Here is a 20,022-nt window from a genome sequence, read left to right as displayed (position 1 = left end):
ATTTTATTAAGGAGGATTAAGAATGAATCACAATAATGAAGATGGATATGATTATAAGCATAGTTATTTTAAACATGTATTTCATATGGGTTTATGCTGTGCTTTACCAATAGTTATAATATTACTATTGCCAATAGTCTATAAATTTTCTCCTAAAGTTAGTGAAATATTAGGAGTGATGGCACCATTTATATGCCCTTTAATTATGCTATTAATGTTACCTATGATGTTCTTAAAAAGAAAAAAAGGCAGATGCTGTGAAAAGGAGATAAATAGAAAAAATAAGAAAATGCAATAGTTTCAAATAGAAATATAATTGTATGTTTAGTTAAAAGTCAAATATTATAATAACTATAAATAGTTCAATGGTATTTTATCATTAAGCTATTTATAGTTATCATATAAAAATTATTATACAATTAATCTATATATAGATGCTGTTATAAAACATACTACAAAAGCGATTACAGTAGGAATTATAAATGAAAGTAGTGTCCATTTAATGCTACCAGTTTCCTTTTTTATAGTCCAAAGTGTGGTTGAACAAGGCCAATGAAGTAAACTAAATAGCATAGTATTTAGTGCAGTAAGTAAAGTCCAATTGTTATTTACTAAAATTTCTCTTAATGATTCTATACTTGAAAAGTCTGTTAATGTTCCTGTAGCTAAGTATGCCATTAATAGTACAGGAAGAACTATTTCGTTTGCTGGAAGACCAACTAAAAAAGCAAGAAGTATAAATCCATCTAGTCCAATAGCATTACCTAAAGGTTGCAAGAAATTAGCTACATGACTTATTATGCTTAAGTCTCCTATATAGATATTAGCTAATATCCATGTAATTGCACCAGCAGGAGCAGCAACTAGTACAGCTCTACTTAATACGAATATTGTTCTATCTATAATTGAAGTATATAATACTCTACCTATTTGAGGTTTCCTATACGGAGGAAGTTCTAGTGTAAAGGTAGAAGGTACACCTTTTAAAAGGGTTTTAGATAAAATGAATGAAACTAATAAAGTCATAGCTATACCTAAGATGACAATTAAGGTAATAGATAATGATGGAATTATATTATTTATTGTATTGTTGGATGTAACAGCAAAGAATACTGTAGCTATTGCAATTAAAGTAGGGAAGCGACCATTGCATGGAACAAAGTTATTAGTTATTATAGCTATAAGTCTTTCTCTTGGAGACTCTATGATTCTACAACCTATTACCCCAGCAGCGTTGCATCCAAAACCCATACACATAGTAAGGCATTGTTTACCATGAGCACAACATTTTTTAAACATATGATCTAAGTTAAAGGCTATTCTAGGCAAATATCCTGAATCTTCTAGTAAGGTGAATAGTGGGAAAAATATAGCCATAGGTGGAAGCATTACAGCTATAACCCAAGCTAAGGTTCTGTATAGGCCTAAGACTAAAATTCCATGTAGCCAATCTGGAGCTCCTAGTAAATTAAATAATTCAGTTAGTTTATCTTGAAATGAGAATAGGAGATCAGATAAAACTTGTGAAGGATAGTTTGCACCTTCTATAGTTAACCAAAATACAATGCCGAGTAAGAGTAGCATTAATGGTATTCCGAATACCTTTGATGTTAGTATGTCATCTATTTTTTTATCTCTATTTATTTTTTTTAGGTCTTCTTTTACAAATTTATCTTTTATTATTTTAGCTTGTTTATAATTCATTTCTGAAATGTATTCTCTTAATTTCTCTTTATCTGTATTTAGATTAAGTTCGGATTGAATGTTTTTAGCTATAATAGTGTTGAATTTATCATCGAACTCATCTAGTTTTTTAAATATATCATAGTTACTGTCTATTAACCTTAAAGCCACCCATCTTTTATTTACAATATCATACGATACTAATTTTTTTTCTATTTTTTCAACAAGGTTTTCAATAAATTCATTATATATAATTTTATTTGGGGTAGGAATTTTCTTTTTTACAGCTAAATTTTCGATTTCAGTTTTAAGTTTATCAATACCAATACCTTTATTAGCAGCAGTAAGAACTACTGGTATTCCTAATGAGTTTTCAAGTCCATCTTTATCAATTTGTATGTTTTTCTTTTTGGCTTCATCTATTAAGTTGACGCAGGCAATAACTTTATTAGTTAGTTCAGAAATTTGGTAAACTAGGTTTAGGTTTCTTTCTAAACAAGTTGCATCAGTAACTACAACAACAGCATCATAATTTCCGTAACATATAAAATCACGTGCTATTTCTTCATCAATAGAGGATGAAAATAATGAGTAGGTTCCAGGTAAGTCTACAAGAATATATTCATTCCCATTGTAATTAAATTCTCCACGAGCATTTACAACTGTCTTGCCAGGCCAATTGCCAGTATGCTGATGAAGTCCAGTTAAATAATTAAAAACTGTACTTTTACCGGTATTAGGATTACCCGCTAAAGCAATTACATACTGATTATTTTTTTTGCCAATATTAAAAATGTCTTTCATAGAATTAATTTGACTAGTTTGAGCTGTTAAACCCATTTTAAAATCACCTCTTAAAATTTATAGTTCTGAAACTTCAATAAGTTGTCCTTCTTCTTTTCTTAAAGCAATCATAGCTCCTCTGATTCTATAGACTGTTAAATTATTTTTAGGGCCTTTTCTAAGCACCTCTATTATTGCACCTTGAGTTAATCCTAATGCTAATAGTCTTTCTTTAAGTGATGATTTGGAATTATTTCTTTTTACAATTACGCTACTTCCAACTTTAATTTCTGATAAGTTTTTCATAAATTACCTCCATAGTTTCGTTTATCTAATTTTTTTAGCTTAGGCTAAATTTATTTATAGTTCAATTTATGAGGTAATAATAAATATTGATACAAAAATATAAAATTTTATAAGAATTTTATATTAGGTAGTTAAATATAATATAAAGATAGTTTGAAATGGAGGGGTTGACATGAATGAAAGAGAAGAATTTTATACTTTTAATAACTACTTAAAAAATGATAGCAAGTTAATTACAGCTTCAATGGAAGATTATATAGAAATGATATATAGGTTATCAAAAAATAAAGGGTTTACTAGGGTGGGGGATTTATCAAAGGCTTTAAATGTGAAACCTGCTTCAATAACCAAGATGATAAAAAAATTAGATGAATTAAGTTTAGCTAGCTATGAAAAATATGGTTATGTAAAATTGACTGAGAATGGAAGCAGTTATGGAGAATATTTATTAAATAGGCATAACACTATAGAAAAATTTCTTAAGATATTGGGTGTATCAAATTACTTATTACAAGAAACTGAAAAAATAGAGCATGTTTTAAGTAAAGAAACTTTTGAGAGGATGATAAATTTCATAGAAGTAGTAGAAAAATATCCAGATATAAAAAAAAAATTAGATAATAATTTTATAGAATTTAAAGATTCATTATAAAATATTAATTATATTAGGCACCTTATCTTAAATTTGTTTAATTACTAAAATTAATGGAATAATAAAATATGAGGTGATATTTTTATGAAATCCGTTTGGAGTAAAAGTTATGATATTAAGGAAAGAAGACCTTTGAAGAAAGACATAGAAGTAGAAGCAGTTGTTATTGGAGCTGGTATAACAGGATTATTAACAGCATATATGCTAAAAGAAAAAGGAGTAGATGTTGTTGTTATAGATAGGGGGAAAATATTAAATGGAAATACTAAAAACACAACAGCTAAAATAACAATACAACATAATATAATATATGATAAGCTTATAAAAGAATTTGGCGAAGAAAATGCGAAAAAATATGCTAAGGCAAATGAATTAGCCATAGAAACATATAAAGAAATAATAAATAGTAATAATATAGATTGCGATTTTGAAATAGAAGATGCATACGTATATAGTTTAGATAATCCTAAAAAGATAGAAAATGAATATGATGCATCAATAAAAATTGGTATAGATGCAGAATTAGTAGATGAAATTGAATTGCCATTTAAAATAGCAAAGGCTGTAAAATTTAAAAACCAAGCACAATTTAATCCTATAAAGTTTTTAAACTATATAGCTAAAGAACTAGTTATTTATGAAGATACAAAAGCTATAGACATAAAAGAAGATATTGTTATAACTAATAATGGAAATATAAAAGCTAAAAGTATTGTAGTAGCAACCCATTTTCCAATTATAAATACTCCAGGATATTACTTTATGAGAATGCATCAAGAAAGAGAGCATTTAATTGCACTTAAAGATGCCCAGATTATTCATGGAATGTATTTAGATGAAAAAGATGGTGGCTATACATTTAGACGATATAAGGATTTGTTAATTATGGGTGGAATCTCTAAGAGAACTGGAGATAATGAATTAGGTGGATCTTATGATAAGATTAGAGACTTAGCCAAGAAATTATATCCTAATTCAATAGAAAAATATAATTGGTCAGCTCAAGATTGTATGACTTCTGATGGGATTCCGTATATAGGCATTTATTCCAAGGAAATGCCAAATGTTTATGTAGCCACTGGATTTAATAAATGGGGAATGACATCATCTATGGTTTCATCAATAATTATTAGTGATATGATAGTTGGTGTAGAGCATGATTTTAACGATATATTTTCTCCAAGTAGATTTGATATGACTGCATCTATAAAAAATCTAGCAAAAGATGGAGTGGAAACAGCATATAACTTTATTGCACAGAAAATACATATACCAATGCAAACAATAGAACATGTAAATAATGGCGAAGGTGAAATTATTATTTATAATGGAGAGAAGGTAGGAGTATATAAGAATAATGATGGAAAAGTCTATACAGTTTCAACTAAGTGCCCGCATTTAGGATGTGAGCTAAAGTGGAATGCAGATGATTTATCTTGGGATTGCCCTTGTCATGGGTCAAGATTTGATTTTAAGGGGAACTTATTAGATTCACCTTCTATAAAGGATTTAAGGTATGAAGAATAAAAATTCATATAGTAATAAGAAAAGCTTTTTTGAAGGTTGGTATTTTAAACAACAATTTGGTGATGATAGCATAGCTTTTATTCCAGGCGTAAATATTGATAAGAATGGATTAAGGTATGCATTTATTCAAGTGATAACTAATAATAAATCTTATAATATAAAGTACGATTTTAAAGACTTTTCAATAAGCTATGATAAATTAACTATTAAGATAAAAGATAGTATATTTTCTAAAAAAGGATTGATATTAAATATAGTTAGTAGTGATATAAAAATCAAAGGTAAGTTAAGTTATGATAATGTTACTCCAATTAAAAATGATATAATGGGACCATTTGCTTTATTTCCGTTTATGGAATGTAATCATGGAATAATAAGTTTACATCATATAGTTAATGGGAATTTGAATATAAATAATGAAGATATAATAATAAAAGATGGTATAGGGTATATTGAGAAGGATTTAGGAAAGTCATTCCCTAAGTCATATTTATGGATTCAATGTAATAGTTTTAAAAATATAAAGGCAAACATTATGGTTTCCATCGCAGATATTCCATTCTTAGGATTTGAATTTAAAGGATGTATTGCATCTATTTTATATAAAGAAAAAGAATATAGATTAGCAACTTATAATGGCGTTAAAATATTAAGTTATAATGAGAATGGATTAATTATAAAAAAAGGAAAGTATAAGTTGGAAATAGAAATAAATGAAAACTATCCGCAAAAACTATTAGCACCAGATGGTGGGAAAATGATAAGAACAATTTATGAAAATTTATCATGTAAAGCAAGGTTTAAATTTTATAAGAAAGATAAGTTGCTTTTTAACTTAGAAAGTGAAAAAGCTAGTTTTGAGTATGTTAAGTAAAAAGGGACTTAGTAAATACTAAGTCCCTAATAAATTACATTGTTTTATGGAATGTTCTGTTTATAACATCTAGTTGTTGTTCTCTTGTTAACTTGATGAAGTTTACAGCGTATCCGGAAACTCTTATAGTTAATTGAGGATATAATTCTGGATGTTCCATAGCATCTAATAGAGTTTCTCTATCAAATACATTTACGTTTAAGTGGTGAGCATCTTGACCAAAATATCCATCCATTAATGAGCTTAAGTTCTTAATTCTATCTTCAGGATTTTTACCTAAAGCATCTGGAATTATTGAGAAGGTATTTGATATACCATCTTGGGAATGTTCATATGGTAATTTAGCAACTGAGTTTAATGATGCTAATGAACCGCTGTTATCTCTTCCATGCATTGGGTTAGCTCCTGGAGCAAATGGTTCTCCAGCTTTTCTTCCATCAGGAGTAGTACCAGTCTTCTTACCATAAACAACATTTGAAGTTATAGTTAAAACAGATTGAGTATGATAAGCATTTCTATAAGTCTTGTTTTGTCTGATCTTGTTCATCATATTTTCAACAAGATATACAGCTATATCATCAACTCTATCATCATCATTTCCGTATTTAGGGAAATCACCTTCGATTTCAAAATCAATAGCAACTCCTTCTTCATTTCTTATAGGCTTAACTTTAGCATATTTAATAGCTGAAAGTGAATCAGCACAAACGGATAATCCAGCTATACCACAAGCCATTGTTCTAAATACATCTCTGTCATGTAAAGCCATTTGTAATTTTTCATAAGAATACTTATCATGCATGTAGTGAATAACATTTAAAGTGTTAACATAAAGGTTAGCTAACCAGTCTGTCATTATTTCAAATTTATCCATTACTTCTTCATAATTTAAATATTCACTAGTTATTGGAGCTAGTTTTGGACCAACTTGCATTCCATACTTTTCATCTCTTCCACCATTTATAGCGTAAAGTAAAGTTTTAGCTAAGTTAACTCTAGCACCGAAGAATTGCATTTGCTTACCAACTCTCATAGCAGATACACAACAAGCAATTGCATAATCATCACCCCAGTAAGGAGCCATTAAATCATCATTTTCATATTGAACAGAACTTGTATCAATAGAAACTTTTGAACAGAAGTCCTTAAATCCTTGAGGTAATCTTGTTGACCAAAGTACAGTTAAGTTAGGTTCTGGTGATGGTCCTAAAGTATATAGTGTATTAAGGATTCTGAAAGAGTTTTTAGTAACTAATGTTCTTCCATCTAGTCCCATACCACCAATTGATTCAGTAACCCAAGTTGGATCTCCAGAGAATAAGTCATTATATTCTGGAGTTCTTAAGAATTTTACAAGTCTTAATTTCATAACGAAATGATCAACTAATTCTTGAGCTTCTTCCTCAGTAATTAATCCTGCTTTTAAATCTCTTTCAATATATATATCTAAGAATGTTGAAGTTCTTCCAAGAGACATAGCAGCACCATTTTGGTCTTTTATTGCACCTAAGAATCCAAAGTATAACCATTGAATAGCTTCTTTAGCGTTTTTAGCTGGTCCAGATATATCAAGACCGTAAGTTTCAGCTAATCCTTTCAATTCTTTTAAAGCAACTATTTGATCAGAAAGTTCTTCTCTTAATCTAATAACATCTTCATCTATGCATCTAACTTCTAAGCTCTTCTTTTGAGCAATTTTATCTTCTATTAATCTGTCAACTCCATATAGAGCAACTCTTCTATAGTCACCTATTATTCTTCCTCTACCATAGGCATCAGGAAGACCTGTGATAACACCAGATTTTCTTGCTAATCTCATTTCGTCAGTATAAGCATCAAAAACACCTTGATTATGAGTTTTTCTATATTTAGTAAATATTTCTGAAATTTTTGGACTTACTTCATAGCCATAAGATTTTGCAGCATTTTCAGCCATTCTGATACCGCCGAAAGGCATTACAGCTCTTTTTAATGGAGCATCAGTTTGAACACCAACTATTTTTTCGAAAGCTTTATCTATATATCCAGCGTTATATTCATTAATACCAGAAACAGTTTCAGTATCAACGTCTAAAACTCCACCGTTTTCTCTTTCCTTTTTAAATAATTCACTAACCTCATCCCATAACTTCTTTGTGGCTTCTGTAGCACCAGATAAAAAGCTATCATCCCCATTGTATGGAGTATAGTTTAATTGTATAAAGTTTCTTACATCAACAGATTTAGTCCATTGACCTTCTTTAAAATTGATCCATTCTTGCTTCATATAATGCACCCCTTTTTCTAACAATTATAAATATTGACTTATATTGGAAGTAATTCTCAATAAATAATATTTATCAAGTAAATTTTAACATTAAAGTTCTCTTATTGCAATAAATTAATAATTAAATAAAATAATAAAAATATAATAAATTAATTAATAAAATATATTGAATAATAAATATTATCAATATATAATGTTAAAAGAAATAAATATAATCTGGAGGAGTTTATGACTGGGGATAGAAAGATTTGTAGATGTAGAAATGTAAGTTATTTAGATATAAGAAAAGCAATGAAGAGTGGAACTAGAACATTAGATGAAATAATGGATCAAACTGGTGCTGCGACTTGTTGCGGGGGATGTACAAGCCAAGTTCAAGAAATTTTAGATTCTGTATGTAGTTGCAATAATGTATCTTTAAAAGATGTAGTTATTGCAGTTAATAATGGAGCAGATACAGTTGAAAAGGTTGGGGAAGCAACTAAAGCAGGAACTACATGTGGAAGATGTAAGGGATTGATCGAAAATATTATTCAATTAAAAAGATAAAGTATATTTTGCTATTAATTACACGAAAATAAACCTTAAGGAAGAAAATTCTTAAGGTTTTTCTTTTTATAAAAATGAAATATTAGTATTTATGGGTTAAATGGTAATAAATATTAATAAAATCTATTAAAAATGAATGAAAATGATTGTTTATGAATGAAAATGAATGATAATGGTTGAAATTGATTTTGAAAAGTTGTATTATTTAGTTGGGAGTGATTTTAGTGTTAACTGAAGAGAGACATAAACTTATATTAGAAGAGCTTAGAAATAATTCTGTAGTATATGTAAATGAACTTGTAAAGACGTTAGATACTTCAGAATCTACAATAAGAAGAGATTTGAATTATTTAGATGAAGCAGGAAAGCTTAAAAAGGTCCATGGTGGAGCAACTCTGCTAGAAAAAGAATTTCATACTAAAGATGATTTAGTATCAATAAGAGAAACATTAAATATTAACGATAAATCTATTATTGCAAAATATGCAGCAAGTCTTATTAAAAAAGATGATTTTGTATATATAGATTCAGGAACAACAACAAATTTAATGATTGATTTTCTAAAAGAGAAAGAAGCTATATATGTTACTAATGGAATAAATCAAGCAAAAAAATTAATAAGTAATGGATTTAGAACTTATATACTTGGTGGTGAAATTAAAGATTCAACAGAGGCTATAGTTGGAGTGGAAGCTATAAATAGTTTGAAAAGATATAATTTTACTAAAGGTTTCTTTGGAACAAATGGGATATCTGACTATAGAGGATATACTACTCCTGATATAAAGGAAGCCTTAGTTAAGGAAGAAGCACTAAAAAGGACAAGAAATCCATATATTTTGGCGGATAAAACAAAGTTTAATGAAATTAGTTGTATAACTTTTGGAGAAATAGACGAAGCAGTGATAATAACAACAATATTAGAGAATACTAGTTATTGTAATAAGGCAGAAATAGTGGAGGTTTTAAAGCTATGATTTATACTATAACTTTTAATCCAGCGTTAGATTACATAATAAGAGTTAAAGACTTTAAATTAGGAGAGGTGAATAGAACTTCTTATGAAGAAGTTTATGCCGGAGGCAAGGGTATAAACGTTTCGATAGTTTTAAAGAATTTAGATGTAGAAAATGTAGCACTTGGATATATAGCAGGTTTTACAGGCGATGAAATAGAGCATAAAGTTAAGGCTTTTGGGTGTAATACAGATTTCATAAAGCTAGATAATGGAATGTCTAGGATAAATGTTAAATTAAAATCTAATGAAGAGTCGGAAATAAATGGTCAGGGGCCTAGTATTTCAGATAAAGATCTAGAGGAGCTATATGAAAAGCTAGAATTATTAAAAGCAGGTGATATTTTAGTCTTAGCAGGTAGCATTCCGGCAACTCTTCCTAAAAATATATATGAATTAATAATGGAAAGGTTATCTAATAGAGGTATAAAGTTTATTGTTGATGCAACGGGTGAACTTTTGCTAAATGTATTAAAATACAAGCCGTTTTTAATTAAGCCTAACCATCATGAATTAGCAGAATTATTTAATACCACTATAGAGAATGAAGAAGATATAGTGAGTTATGCCAAAAAGCTTAGAGAAATGGGAGCGAAAAATGTTTTAATTTCTAGAGCAGGCGATGGAGCTATTTTTGTAACAGAGAATGATGAAATAATTAAATCAGATGTACCTAAAGGGAAATTAATTAATTCAGTCGGAGCTGGCGATTCAATGGTAGGAGGCTTTATAGCTGGATATATAAAAAATAATAGACTAGAAGAAGCATTTAAAATGGGGGTCGCTACTGGAAGTGCAAGTGCATTTTCAGAAGGGTTAGCAACAAAAGAAAAAGTTTATGAATTGTTGAATCAAATATTATAATTTGGAGGATTGAAATGAAAATTACAGATTTATTAAATAAAAAATCTATAGCAATAAATCCTAAAGTTACTTCTAAGGAAGGCGCTATTGATAAATTAGTTGATTTAATGAGTTTATCAGGAAATTTAAATAATAAAGATGAATATAAGAAAGCTGTTTTAGCTAGAGAGGAACTTAGTACAACTGGTATAGGAGATGGAATTGCTATACCTCATGCTAAAACAAGTGCAGTCAAGGATGCTGGATTAGCAGCAATGGTAGTTAATGATGGAGTTGATTATGATTCTTTAGACGGTCAACCAGCCAAGTTGTTTTTTATGATTGCAGCACCGGATGGGGAAAATAATCTTCATTTAGAGGTTTTAGCGAGATTATCAACTATGCTAATAGATGAAAACTTTAGAAATAGATTATTAAATGCAAAGTCTGCAGAGCAATTTATAAAATTAATTGATGAGTTTGAAAATGAAAAGGTTAATAAAGTAAAAGAAGAAAGTAGAGATGGATACAGAGTATTGGCGGTAACAGCATGTCCAACAGGGATTGCTCATACTTTTATGGCAGCTGAAAGTTTAGAAGAAAAAGCTAAGGAGATGAGAGTTTCAATAAAGGTAGAAACAAATGGTTCAGGTGGAGCTAAAAATGTATTAACTGCTAAGGAAATAGAAGAAGCAGAGTGTATAATAATAGCAGCTGATAAAAAGGTTGATATGGCAAGATTTGCTGGAAAGAAAGTTATCCAAACTAAGGTGGCTAACGGAATTCATAAAGCTGAAGAGTTAATAAATAAAGCTATATCAGGAGATGCGCCTGTTTATAATCATAGTGGATCAAGGACTTCAGATGAGGAAGTATCAGGAGACAAGGAAAGTATTGGACGTCAAATATATAAACACCTAATGAATGGTGTATCACATATGCTACCATTTGTTATTGGTGGAGGTATATTAATTGCTTTAGCATTTTTATTTGATGATTATAGCATAGATCCTTCAAACTTTGGTAAGAATACACCTTTTGCAGCATTTTTAAAAACAGTAGGTGACACTGCTTTTGGATTTATGTTACCAGTTTTAGCTGGATATATTGCTATGAGCATAGGTGATAGACCAGCTCTTGCAGTAGGTTTTGTTGGAGGCATGCTTGCTAATAGTGGTGGTTCAGGATTCTTAGGTGCATTACTTGCAGGTTTTATTGCAGGATATTTAGTAGTAGGATTAAAGAAATTATTTGATAAACTTCCTGGTAGTTTAGAAGGTTTAAAACCGGTATTATTATATCCTTTATTTGGAATATTATTAATAGGTGCTATAATAACTTTTGTAATTAATCCACCTGTTGCGTCATTAAATAATGGAATTACAAATGTTTTAAATAATATGGGTGATAGCAGTAGAATATTACTTGGAGCAGTTTTAGGTGGAATGATGGCATTTGATATGGGTGGTCCTTTAAATAAGGCAGCATATGTATTTGGAACAGCATCATTAGCTAGTGGTCAATTTGAAGTTATGGCAGCAGTTATGGTAGGTGGTATGGTTCCACCATTAGCAATAGCACTATGTACAACTTTCTTTAAAAAGAAATTTACAGAAAGAGAAAGACAATCAGCTGTAACAAATTATGTAATGGGATTATCCTTTATAACTGAAGGAGCAATTCCGTTTGCAGCAGCAGACCCACTAAGGGTAATACCAGCTTGTGTAGTAGGATCAGCAACAGCAGGTGCATTATCCATGTTCTTTGGATGTGCATTAAGAGCACCTCATGGTGGAATATTTGTTCTACCAGTTATAACTAATCCATTAGGTTATTTTGGATCTTTAGTTATTGGATCTTTAGTAGGAATGATAGTATTAGCAATATTAAAGAAAAATAAAAAATAATCATAAAAAATAGTTATAAGTTCATACTTATAGCTATTTTTTTATAACTATAATAAAAGTGTATGTTTTTAGTAATAATAACAAAGTAAACTATTAGAAGAATAAAAGATAAGTTAGAGGAATATTTAGAAAAAAGAATAATAAAATACTATTTTAATTATTTAGTTATGAAATAATTTGCTAATTAACAATATATGTAATATAATGGAATTCGGTCGAATATTAAAATTTATAAGGTAGGAGAGTGGATAAATTGAAGAGTTTAAAGGGAACTAAAACAGCAGAAAATTTAATGAAATCTTTTGCAGGAGAATCACAAGCAAGAACTAGATATACTTATTATGCAAGCGTAGCAAGAAAGCAAGGATATGTTCAAATTGCAAACATATTTATGGAAACAGCAGAACAAGAAAAAGAACATGCAAAAAGATTTTATAAATTCTTAAAAGACGATTTTGCTGGTGAGGCTATAGAAATTAATGCTGGTTACCCAGTAGATTTATATGATGATACAGCAAAAAATTTAAGAGCAGCAGCAAAAGGTGAACATGAAGAATGGTCTCATGATTATCCTGAATTTGCAAGAATAGCAAGGGAAGAAGGGTTCCCGGCTATAGCAGTAGCATATGAAAGAATAACAGAAGTAGAAGATAGACATGAAAGAAGATTCAATAAGTTATTAAAGAATATTGAAGAAGGAAAAGTATTCAAGAAGGACGAGTCAGTTTTATGGAAATGTACTAACTGTGGTTATATTTTTGAAGGTGAAGAAGCTCCACAAGTATGTCCAGCATGCTTACATCCACAAGGATACTTTGAAGTATTTGTAGAAAACTATTAAAAATATTATGTAAAAGCTTAGGAATTAATATTCCTAAGCTTTTTATGTATAAAAATATAAAATTTTAAAAATGTGAGTATATCAACTCTTTAATACCTAAGTAACTAAAAGCAGATTCGTTTTATATATTATTCGACTCAAACTTTAAGATGACAGTTATAAGTTTGAGTCGAATAATTGGGTTATGGAATAACTAAATTATATAGCATCAATTTTTATAAAAGAAAAAATAAGTATAGAATATATATTTATGTATTATGTATAATTAATATAATCAAAGAAGAATATTTTTGAATTGGAAGGTTGAAATTATGGTGAACTCCTTAAAGAAAAAATTTACAATTATATATATTATCCTTGTAGTAATAATTATTTTGGTTGGATTTTCTTCTGTTATTAATATGTATAATATCAATAACTCTATAAATGGATTAATTATTAATAATTACAAAAGTATTAATACAAGTAGTAAGATGATTGATTGTATTAATAATCAGGATAGGGCAATATTAATATACCTACAGGGAAATAAAGATGAAGCTTTAAATTTATTTCATGCAAATGATGATGAATTTTATAAATGGTTTTACATTGAAAAAAGTAATATAACAGAGCCTGGAGAGTTGGAATTAGTAGATATAATAAATTCTCAATATATAGAATTTAGTAAGTTATTTTCAGGACTACAAGATTATAATAATGGTCAAAATCATGATGAATTAGTTGAGATTTATTATAAAAAAATATCCCCGCAAATAGATTTATTAAATGAAAGTTTGAAAAAATTATTTGAATTAAATGAAGATATTATGCTTAATAAAGAAGGTGCTCTTAGAAGTAGTTCAGAATCATCCATATATTTTATTATATTTATATCACTTGGAGGAGCGATAATTGGAGGAGCCATAGCTATGTTCTTTACCAATAGATATTTTAATCCAATACATCTGTTGGTAAATGCGATAAAGTCTGTAAAGGAAGGGAATTTAAATAAGCAAGCACCTGTAATTTATGATGACGAAATAGGACTGTTAGCAAAAGAATTTAATAATATGACAAATAGATTATATGATTTTGAAAAAAGTACAGAAGGTCATATAGTTGCTGAGAAAAATAGATCTTTAAGCATAATTAAAAGTATATCAGATCCGATAATATTACTTGATGATACGTTTAGAATTAAATTTATTAATGATGAAGGAAAGGCTTTTTTTAATATTGATGAAGAACGCTGTATTGATAAAAGTTTCTTTGAAGTTATAAATTTATCTAAGGTTTACAAATATATAAAGGAATCTATTAATAAGGATAATGAAAATAGAGAGGAATTAATTGAAATAAAAAGAAATAATAAAAAATATTTTTTTAATATAACTTCAACTGTAATAAAAGGATCAGAAGAAAAAATTGATGGGGTAGTAGTATTATTTAAGAATATAACTGGATTAAAGGAATTAGAAATTATAAAAGCAGATTTTATTGGAACAATATCTCATGAATTAAAAACTCCATTGACATCAATAATGATGGGAGTGGGACTTATAAATGATAAAAATATAGGCTCTTTAAATGATAAGCAAAGAGATATTGTAGAGACCATAAGAGAGGATGTACAAAAATTAACTGATCTAGTATCAAATTTGTTAAAGATATCTCATATTCAATCAAATAAGACTTCTTTTAATATCAAGAAAAGTGATATTAAAGAATTAGTAAAAAGTTGCTTATATAATTTTATTCCTCTAGCAAAAGAAAAGGGAATAGAATTGAAAGTAAATTTAGAAGAAAGATTACCTGATGCTATGATGGATGAAGAAAAAATAAAGTGGGTATTGAATAATTTACTATCTAATGCTATTAGATATACAGAGAATGGTTCTATAAAAATAGATGGATATATTAAAGAAAATGATATATGGGTATCTGTAACGGATACAGGAAGAGGAATTCCAAGTAATTATTTAGAGAAGGTATTTGAGAGATTTGTTAGAGTAGAAGGGTTTGAAATACCAGAAGAGAGTACAGGACTAGGGCTATCTATAGCAAAAGAGATTGTAGAGATACATGGAGGAAAAATATGGTGTGAGAGCGAGGTTGGGTATGGAAGTAAATTTATATTTACTATTCCACTATCTTAGAGAAGTAATTTAGGAGTGATAATATGAAAAGAGTTTTGGTAATTGATGATACAAAGAATATAAGAATATTATTGAGTACTTGTTTAGAGTTAAGGGGTTACGAGGTAATCACAGCAGATAATGGAGTAGAAGCATTAAATATAATAAAAAATACAAATGAAGTAATAGACTTAATATTTTTAGACATTAGAATGCCAGGAATAAGTGGAACTGAGGTATTAAAGAATATTAAGGAGGTAAGAATGAGTTGCCCTGTTGTTATAATGACAGCATTTGCAACAGTAAAGAACGCAATAGAATGCACTAAATTAGGTGCAGTAGTATATCTTCAAAAGCCTTTTTCGCCTGACAGAATAAATATTGTGTTAGATGAAATAGAAAGCAAAAATATCCCTAATAAGAATGAAAGTAATATAGATTTAATTATAACTGAAGCGAAAAGTCTTTTATCCCAGAATGATATTGATAAATACAATAAAATACATGAATTATTAAAGAAAGTAATAGGAATGGATCCATATAATAAAGAAGTATATTTAATGATAAGTCAGTTTAATGGACTAATTGGAAATAAAGTAGAGGAACGAAGATTTCAAGATATATATAACTTATTTAATAAGTAATATGGCGAGTAATATCGCAGAAGCTATAAAATTTATGTTGGAAAATTTAAATCAGGTAAATAATGACATAGAAACAGTTTCAGCTACAGTAGAAGACATTAAACTTTTTATATGAAGGAATATGAGTATGAGCACAAACTAAGATATCTTCTATCATACTTTCCTTTTATCATTAGCAAATTCTCAAGAAATAGCTATTAATATAAATGATTCTATATTAGATATAGAAGAAGTGACAAAGTTGACTTAAAATAAATCAGAATTAGCAGAAGTTTTAAATAGTATGATATAAAATTTAAAATATAAAGATATGCATGTTAAGCTTTTGTATTTATATAATTAAAAGTAAGAATATACTAAGATATATATTCTAGTATAAAAGTTATATATTATTATTTGATATTACTTATTTCAAATAATATGTTTTAAAACAATAATAAGTCATATATAATTGAGTAAAGGATAATTTTGTTAAATGGAAAATTGTATTGAAGGAAGGGAGAAACAAGATGTTTTTAAAAGAATTAAATAAAGAAGAGTCTACAGCTTTTCTAAACTTAGTTTCTATTTTTGCTGATGTAGATAACAAATTTGCTAAAGAAGAGAAAGTCCTATTGGAGGAATATAAGGAAGAATTAGAAATATCTGATTCGGAGTTATATCTTATGAAATATGATGAAGTTTTAGATTTAATAAAAAAATCTAATGATAGATCAAAATCAATTATATATTTTGAACTAGTTGGATTGGCTTTAGTTGATGGCGAGTATGAAGAAGAAGAGATAGATTTCTTAGAAAGATTAGCTTATGAATTAAATATCCCTAGATCTAAGAAGATTGCCATTGCAAATTATTTTTATAACTTTAAAGATGTATATAATTTTACTACTGTGGATGCCGATAATAATATAGAATTATTAAAAGATCAAGCAGAAAATATTTTACAATAAAAATACAAATAGATTTGTATTAAAGAATTTCTAATGGACAAAATAACACTATAACCAATTGGAGGTGTTATTATGAATAAAGAAAATGATGGAATGATTGGAAGATTACCAATAAATATTAATAAAGAAGTACCAACACCAAATAGTGATGCAGAATCAATCAAAGCTTTAATTAAGAAGTCTGGAGAGATAGTAGGATATGAACTTTCAAATGGTGAACGAGTATCAAAAGAAGAAGGTGTTCAATTAGCTAAAAATGGTCAAATATCTGGTGTAGCAGTTGGAGTTTCAAAGAAGGGTGAAGAATATCTAAGAAGTCTTCCAGATCAAGATGAAAATAATAATTTAAGTTCATTACCAACAGTAGAGTAATCTAAAGTAAGATATAAAAATTTTATATATTTTTATATCTTACTCTATTTTTATGCATCAAATAAATGTAATAGTTAATATTAAAAGTGAATATTAAGTTACTTATTCACAAAGAGTTTACCTTTTGCCAATATAGTTTTATTGAAAACAATATATTAATTATGTAAAATTAAATTGAGTAAGGAAAGTAATTAATTATAGGGGAGAAAATGAATAAAATTATGGTTATTTTATTATTAATAGTATCAGTATTTGCATCATATAAGCTTGCAGAAGAAAAAGGTCAAAATAAATTAATTTGGGCTGTAATAACTGCATTAGTTGGACCGTTTATACTAGCAATTCAATATTTGACGTCATATTATAAAAAAGGTTATGCTTCAAAATAAGTAATTTAAATTATAAAAATAATAATTTAGATAATAATGACAGTAGGGAGAAGTGTTTTATACAAATCTACCTACTGTAATTTTATTTATATTAATTTCAGTAATAATGTTTTATATGATAAGTTTAAATCTCCATTAACAGTTTTTATACTGGATTTCATTTACCTATCACCAAGTTTTAAGAGAATATTTTTTTGATCAAATAATTTTGATTTGAAGAGTTATTAAAAAAGTTATATTTACAGTTGAATAATCTATAGGGGGATAGCTATTTGATGAAAGGGAGAAAGATACTTGCCCTAATGTAGTATTTATATCTATACTTTTTAATTTATCAGATGATAAAATTGATATAGTTCCATCAATAGTTGAAATGTCTACAGTGCCGTTAATATTTGTTGATGAAATTATAAATAAAAGAATGATACCTAAAACAGAAAATGCAATAACTGAATTAGGAAAATCTAATATAAACGAAGGAAAAACAAAAATTCCTATTGTGTTAGTAACTTCTTTGCCTAGATGTATTCCAGTTCCAATAACACGAATAGAAAGATTAGAAATTATTAAAGTTAGAAAAAGTCATAATATAGCGCCTATAATTCTTATAGGCATAAAACCAAATAATATAAAACCCAAAATAAGCATTAATATTGTAATAATTAAATTATTTGATGCTCTACTCTTATCTTTAGAATAATTAATAGTACTACAATTATTAAAATCTTGCTTTAAGTCTTCTGTATAGGAATTTATTTTTTCCTCATTATCTATAGGTTCTTCATAGAATTGACATTCATATTTTTTTAGGTATCCATTTCTATATTGATTTACTATATCATATGGATTATCAAGTTCTTTAATGATCTCCTCATCAGTTTTTCCAGAATCGAAGCCAAGATCAAAGTGTTTTTTGTAGTCATATAAAATATCGCCTAATATTCCTTCTGGGAAGTCACTTAAGCCACTTTTTAATATATTTAAAAACGTTTCTTTAGTCATTATAATGCCTCCAAATCATAAAAAAATATAAATTCTAAATAAAATTATTAAAATTACATACTTTCGATATTAGTATAAAAAATAGTATTACATAATACAAGCTACCAAAAAAACTTTAAGAAAAATTTAAGGTGTTGATAAGTAAAGATTAAGACGTGGAAAAGTGTTAAAACTGTGGAAAGTTATCCACAAAATGTGGACAAGTTGGAAAAACTGTTGAAAACTTTTAAAAAGGGTATTGACACAATATATATGTAAAGAATATACGTTTGTAACAATATGATGATTTTTGATGAAGAAGACGAATATATGTAGTACAATGTAATAGGTAATATTTTTAAGATTTGGATAATAAGATATAGTTATGCACAGTTTGTACAAAATGTGGATAAAAACTGTGGATAATGTTACAATAATACTATAAATATAGGAAAAATAGGTGTTTTAAAAATTTAGCCTGTGGACAACTTATGATTTTATGAGAACTGTGGATAAAATATATGGGAAAAAATGTTGAAAATCACGGTTACAATTTTATTTAAGGAGAAAAAAATGAGATACAATAAAAATATATATGAAGCAATATTTAAAAGTAGACCTAATAGGTTTAATGCAAATGTTATATTAAATGGAGAAGATATAGTAGTTCATGTTCCTAATACAGGAAGATGCAGAGAGATATTAAAAGAAGGAACAAAAGTATTTTTAAGAGAAGAATTAAATCCTAGCAGGAAAACAAAATATGATTTAGTTGCAGCAATTAAAGATGATATATTAATTAGTATAGATTCTCAAGTACCTAACAAGGTTGTTAATGAAGCTTTAAATAATAAAAAGGTTGATACTTTACATAAATATACTAAAATTAATAGAGAGAAAACTTTTGGAAAAAGCAGATTTGATTTTAAGTTATCCACAGAAGATGATAGTGAAGTATATTATTTAGAAGTAAAGGGTGTAACTTTAGAAGAGAGTGGACATTGTAGATTTCCAGATGCTCCTACAGAAAGAGGTGCAAGACATATATTAGAGCTTATAGAAGCAAAAAAACAAGGGTTTGGTGCTGGTATTTTATTTTTGATTCAATTAAATAATGTTAAGACATTTTCACCTAATGATGCAACTGATCCGGAATTTGGAAATGCATTAAGACTAGCAAAAGAAAATAATGTTGATATAATGGCATATAATTGTAAAGTTGAAAAAGATGGAATTGAAATAAATAAAAAAGTTGATATAATATTATAATTACTATATAAGAGATAAGTTGAAAGAAAAATTATATATTTAACTAAAATATAT

Annotated in this window: 19 protein-coding genes; 15 read left to right on the top strand and 4 right to left on the bottom strand. The window is 27.9% G+C overall.

The genetic code is table 11. The annotated features are described in order from the left end of the window. Positions 1-22 precede the first annotated feature (22 nt). On the top strand, positions 23-298 hold the full coding sequence (locus tag J7M87_RS05435) for a hypothetical protein (RefSeq protein WP_291649409.1): 276 nt from the start codon (positions 23-25) through the stop codon (positions 296-298). 113 nt (positions 299-411) lie between these two features. Here J7M87_RS05435 and feoB read toward each other — a convergent pair whose 3' ends face one another. After that, a complete protein-coding gene (feoB, locus tag J7M87_RS05430; RefSeq protein ID WP_291649408.1) occupies positions 412-2,523 on the bottom strand; it encodes a ferrous iron transport protein B in 2,112 nt (703 codons plus the stop codon). 21 nt (positions 2,524-2,544) lie between these two features. Next, positions 2,545-2,772 carry a FeoA family protein gene (locus tag J7M87_RS05425; RefSeq protein ID WP_111928528.1) on the bottom strand — a complete coding sequence of 76 codons (228 nt, stop codon included), beginning with the start codon at positions 2,770-2,772 and terminating at the stop codon, positions 2,545-2,547. Positions 2,773-2,944: 172 nt separating this feature from the next. Between J7M87_RS05425 and J7M87_RS05420 the strand changes: the two genes are divergently transcribed. The 3 genes from J7M87_RS05420 to J7M87_RS05410 all read left to right on the top strand — a co-directional run bounded on the left by J7M87_RS05420 (position 2,945) and on the right by J7M87_RS05410 (position 5,825). Next, positions 2,945-3,424 (top strand): iron dependent repressor, metal binding and dimerization domain protein, encoded by a 480-nt coding sequence (locus tag J7M87_RS05420; RefSeq protein WP_291649403.1) that lies wholly within the window; start codon positions 2,945-2,947, stop codon positions 3,422-3,424. A gap of 84 nt (positions 3,425-3,508) precedes the next feature. Continuing rightward, positions 3,509-4,951: an FAD-dependent oxidoreductase gene (locus J7M87_RS05415; RefSeq protein ID WP_291649401.1), complete on the top strand. Its 1,443-nt coding sequence runs from the start codon at positions 3,509-3,511 to the stop codon at positions 4,949-4,951. Further along, on the top strand, positions 4,941-5,825 hold the full coding sequence (locus J7M87_RS05410) for a tocopherol cyclase family protein (RefSeq protein WP_291649399.1): 885 nt from the start codon (positions 4,941-4,943) through the stop codon (positions 5,823-5,825). Before J7M87_RS05415 ends, J7M87_RS05410 begins: the two co-directional genes overlap by 11 nt. A gap of 34 nt (positions 5,826-5,859) precedes the next feature. Here the strand turns inward: J7M87_RS05410 and pflB are convergent, their stop codons facing one another. Next, complete coding sequence (gene pflB, locus J7M87_RS05405; RefSeq protein WP_291649397.1) at positions 5,860-8,091, bottom strand: formate C-acetyltransferase; 2,232 nt, start codon at positions 8,089-8,091, stop codon at positions 5,860-5,862. 228 nt (positions 8,092-8,319) lie between these two features. On the opposite strand from pflB, the gene J7M87_RS05400 reads away from it, so the two are divergent. The 10 genes from J7M87_RS05400 (at position 8,320) to J7M87_RS05355 (ending at position 17,718) form a co-directional block, all read left to right on the top strand. Then, positions 8,320-8,640 carry a (2Fe-2S)-binding protein gene (locus tag J7M87_RS05400; RefSeq protein ID WP_291649395.1) on the top strand — a complete coding sequence of 107 codons (321 nt, stop codon included), beginning with the start codon at positions 8,320-8,322 and terminating at the stop codon, positions 8,638-8,640. A gap of 224 nt (positions 8,641-8,864) precedes the next feature. Continuing rightward, on the top strand, positions 8,865-9,617 hold the full coding sequence (locus J7M87_RS05395; RefSeq protein WP_291649393.1) for a DeoR/GlpR family DNA-binding transcription regulator: 753 nt from the start codon (positions 8,865-8,867) through the stop codon (positions 9,615-9,617). Then, positions 9,614-10,519, top strand: a complete 906-nt coding sequence (gene pfkB, locus J7M87_RS05390; protein WP_291649391.1) for a 1-phosphofructokinase — start codon at positions 9,614-9,616, stop codon at positions 10,517-10,519. The genes J7M87_RS05395 and pfkB overlap by 4 nt, the downstream gene beginning before the upstream one ends. 14 nt (positions 10,520-10,533) lie before the next feature. Beyond that, positions 10,534-12,405, top strand: coding sequence for a fructose-specific PTS transporter subunit EIIC (locus tag J7M87_RS05385; protein WP_291649389.1), 1,872 nt, complete (start codon positions 10,534-10,536; stop codon positions 12,403-12,405). A 253-nt stretch (positions 12,406-12,658) separates the two neighbouring features. Then, the gene (gene rbr / locus J7M87_RS05380) at positions 12,659-13,246 is read left to right on the top strand and encodes a rubrerythrin (protein WP_291649387.1); all 588 of its coding nucleotides are present in this window, start codon (positions 12,659-12,661) and stop codon (positions 13,244-13,246) included. A gap of 290 nt (positions 13,247-13,536) precedes the next feature. Continuing rightward, on the top strand, positions 13,537-15,384 hold the full coding sequence (locus tag J7M87_RS05375) for an ATP-binding protein (protein ID WP_291649385.1): 1,848 nt from the start codon (positions 13,537-13,539) through the stop codon (positions 15,382-15,384). A gap of 23 nt (positions 15,385-15,407) precedes the next feature. Next, a complete protein-coding gene (locus J7M87_RS05370; protein ID WP_291649383.1) occupies positions 15,408-16,007 on the top strand; it encodes a response regulator in 600 nt (199 codons plus the stop codon). 509 nt (positions 16,008-16,516) lie between these two features. Further along, positions 16,517-16,957 carry a hypothetical protein gene (locus J7M87_RS05365; protein ID WP_291649381.1) on the top strand — a complete coding sequence of 147 codons (441 nt, stop codon included), beginning with the start codon at positions 16,517-16,519 and terminating at the stop codon, positions 16,955-16,957. A gap of 72 nt (positions 16,958-17,029) precedes the next feature. After that, complete coding sequence (locus tag J7M87_RS05360) at positions 17,030-17,329, top strand: DUF3892 domain-containing protein (protein WP_291649379.1); 300 nt, start codon at positions 17,030-17,032, stop codon at positions 17,327-17,329. A 209-nt stretch (positions 17,330-17,538) separates the two neighbouring features. Beyond that, positions 17,539-17,718 carry a hypothetical protein gene (locus J7M87_RS05355; RefSeq protein WP_291649377.1) on the top strand — a complete coding sequence of 60 codons (180 nt, stop codon included), beginning with the start codon at positions 17,539-17,541 and terminating at the stop codon, positions 17,716-17,718. 582 nt (positions 17,719-18,300) lie between these two features. Here the strand turns inward: J7M87_RS05355 and J7M87_RS05350 are convergent. After that, on the bottom strand, positions 18,301-18,720 hold the full coding sequence (locus J7M87_RS05350) for a DUF1700 domain-containing protein (RefSeq protein ID WP_291649375.1): 420 nt from the start codon (positions 18,718-18,720) through the stop codon (positions 18,301-18,303). 552 nt (positions 18,721-19,272) lie between these two features. On the opposite strand from J7M87_RS05350, the gene sfsA reads away from it, so the two are divergent. Then, positions 19,273-19,968 carry a DNA/RNA nuclease SfsA gene (gene sfsA, locus J7M87_RS05345; RefSeq protein WP_291649373.1) on the top strand — a complete coding sequence of 232 codons (696 nt, stop codon included), beginning with the start codon at positions 19,273-19,275 and terminating at the stop codon, positions 19,966-19,968. The last annotated feature ends 54 nt before the right edge of the window (positions 19,969-20,022 follow it).

Origin of the sequence: Clostridium sp. (genome assembly GCF_017888565.1) — a bacterium.
Lineage (GTDB): Bacteria > Bacillota > Clostridia > Clostridiales > Clostridiaceae > Clostridium.
Note: the sequence above shows the minus strand (reverse complement) of the source record. Positions and strands in the feature narration are given on the sequence as shown.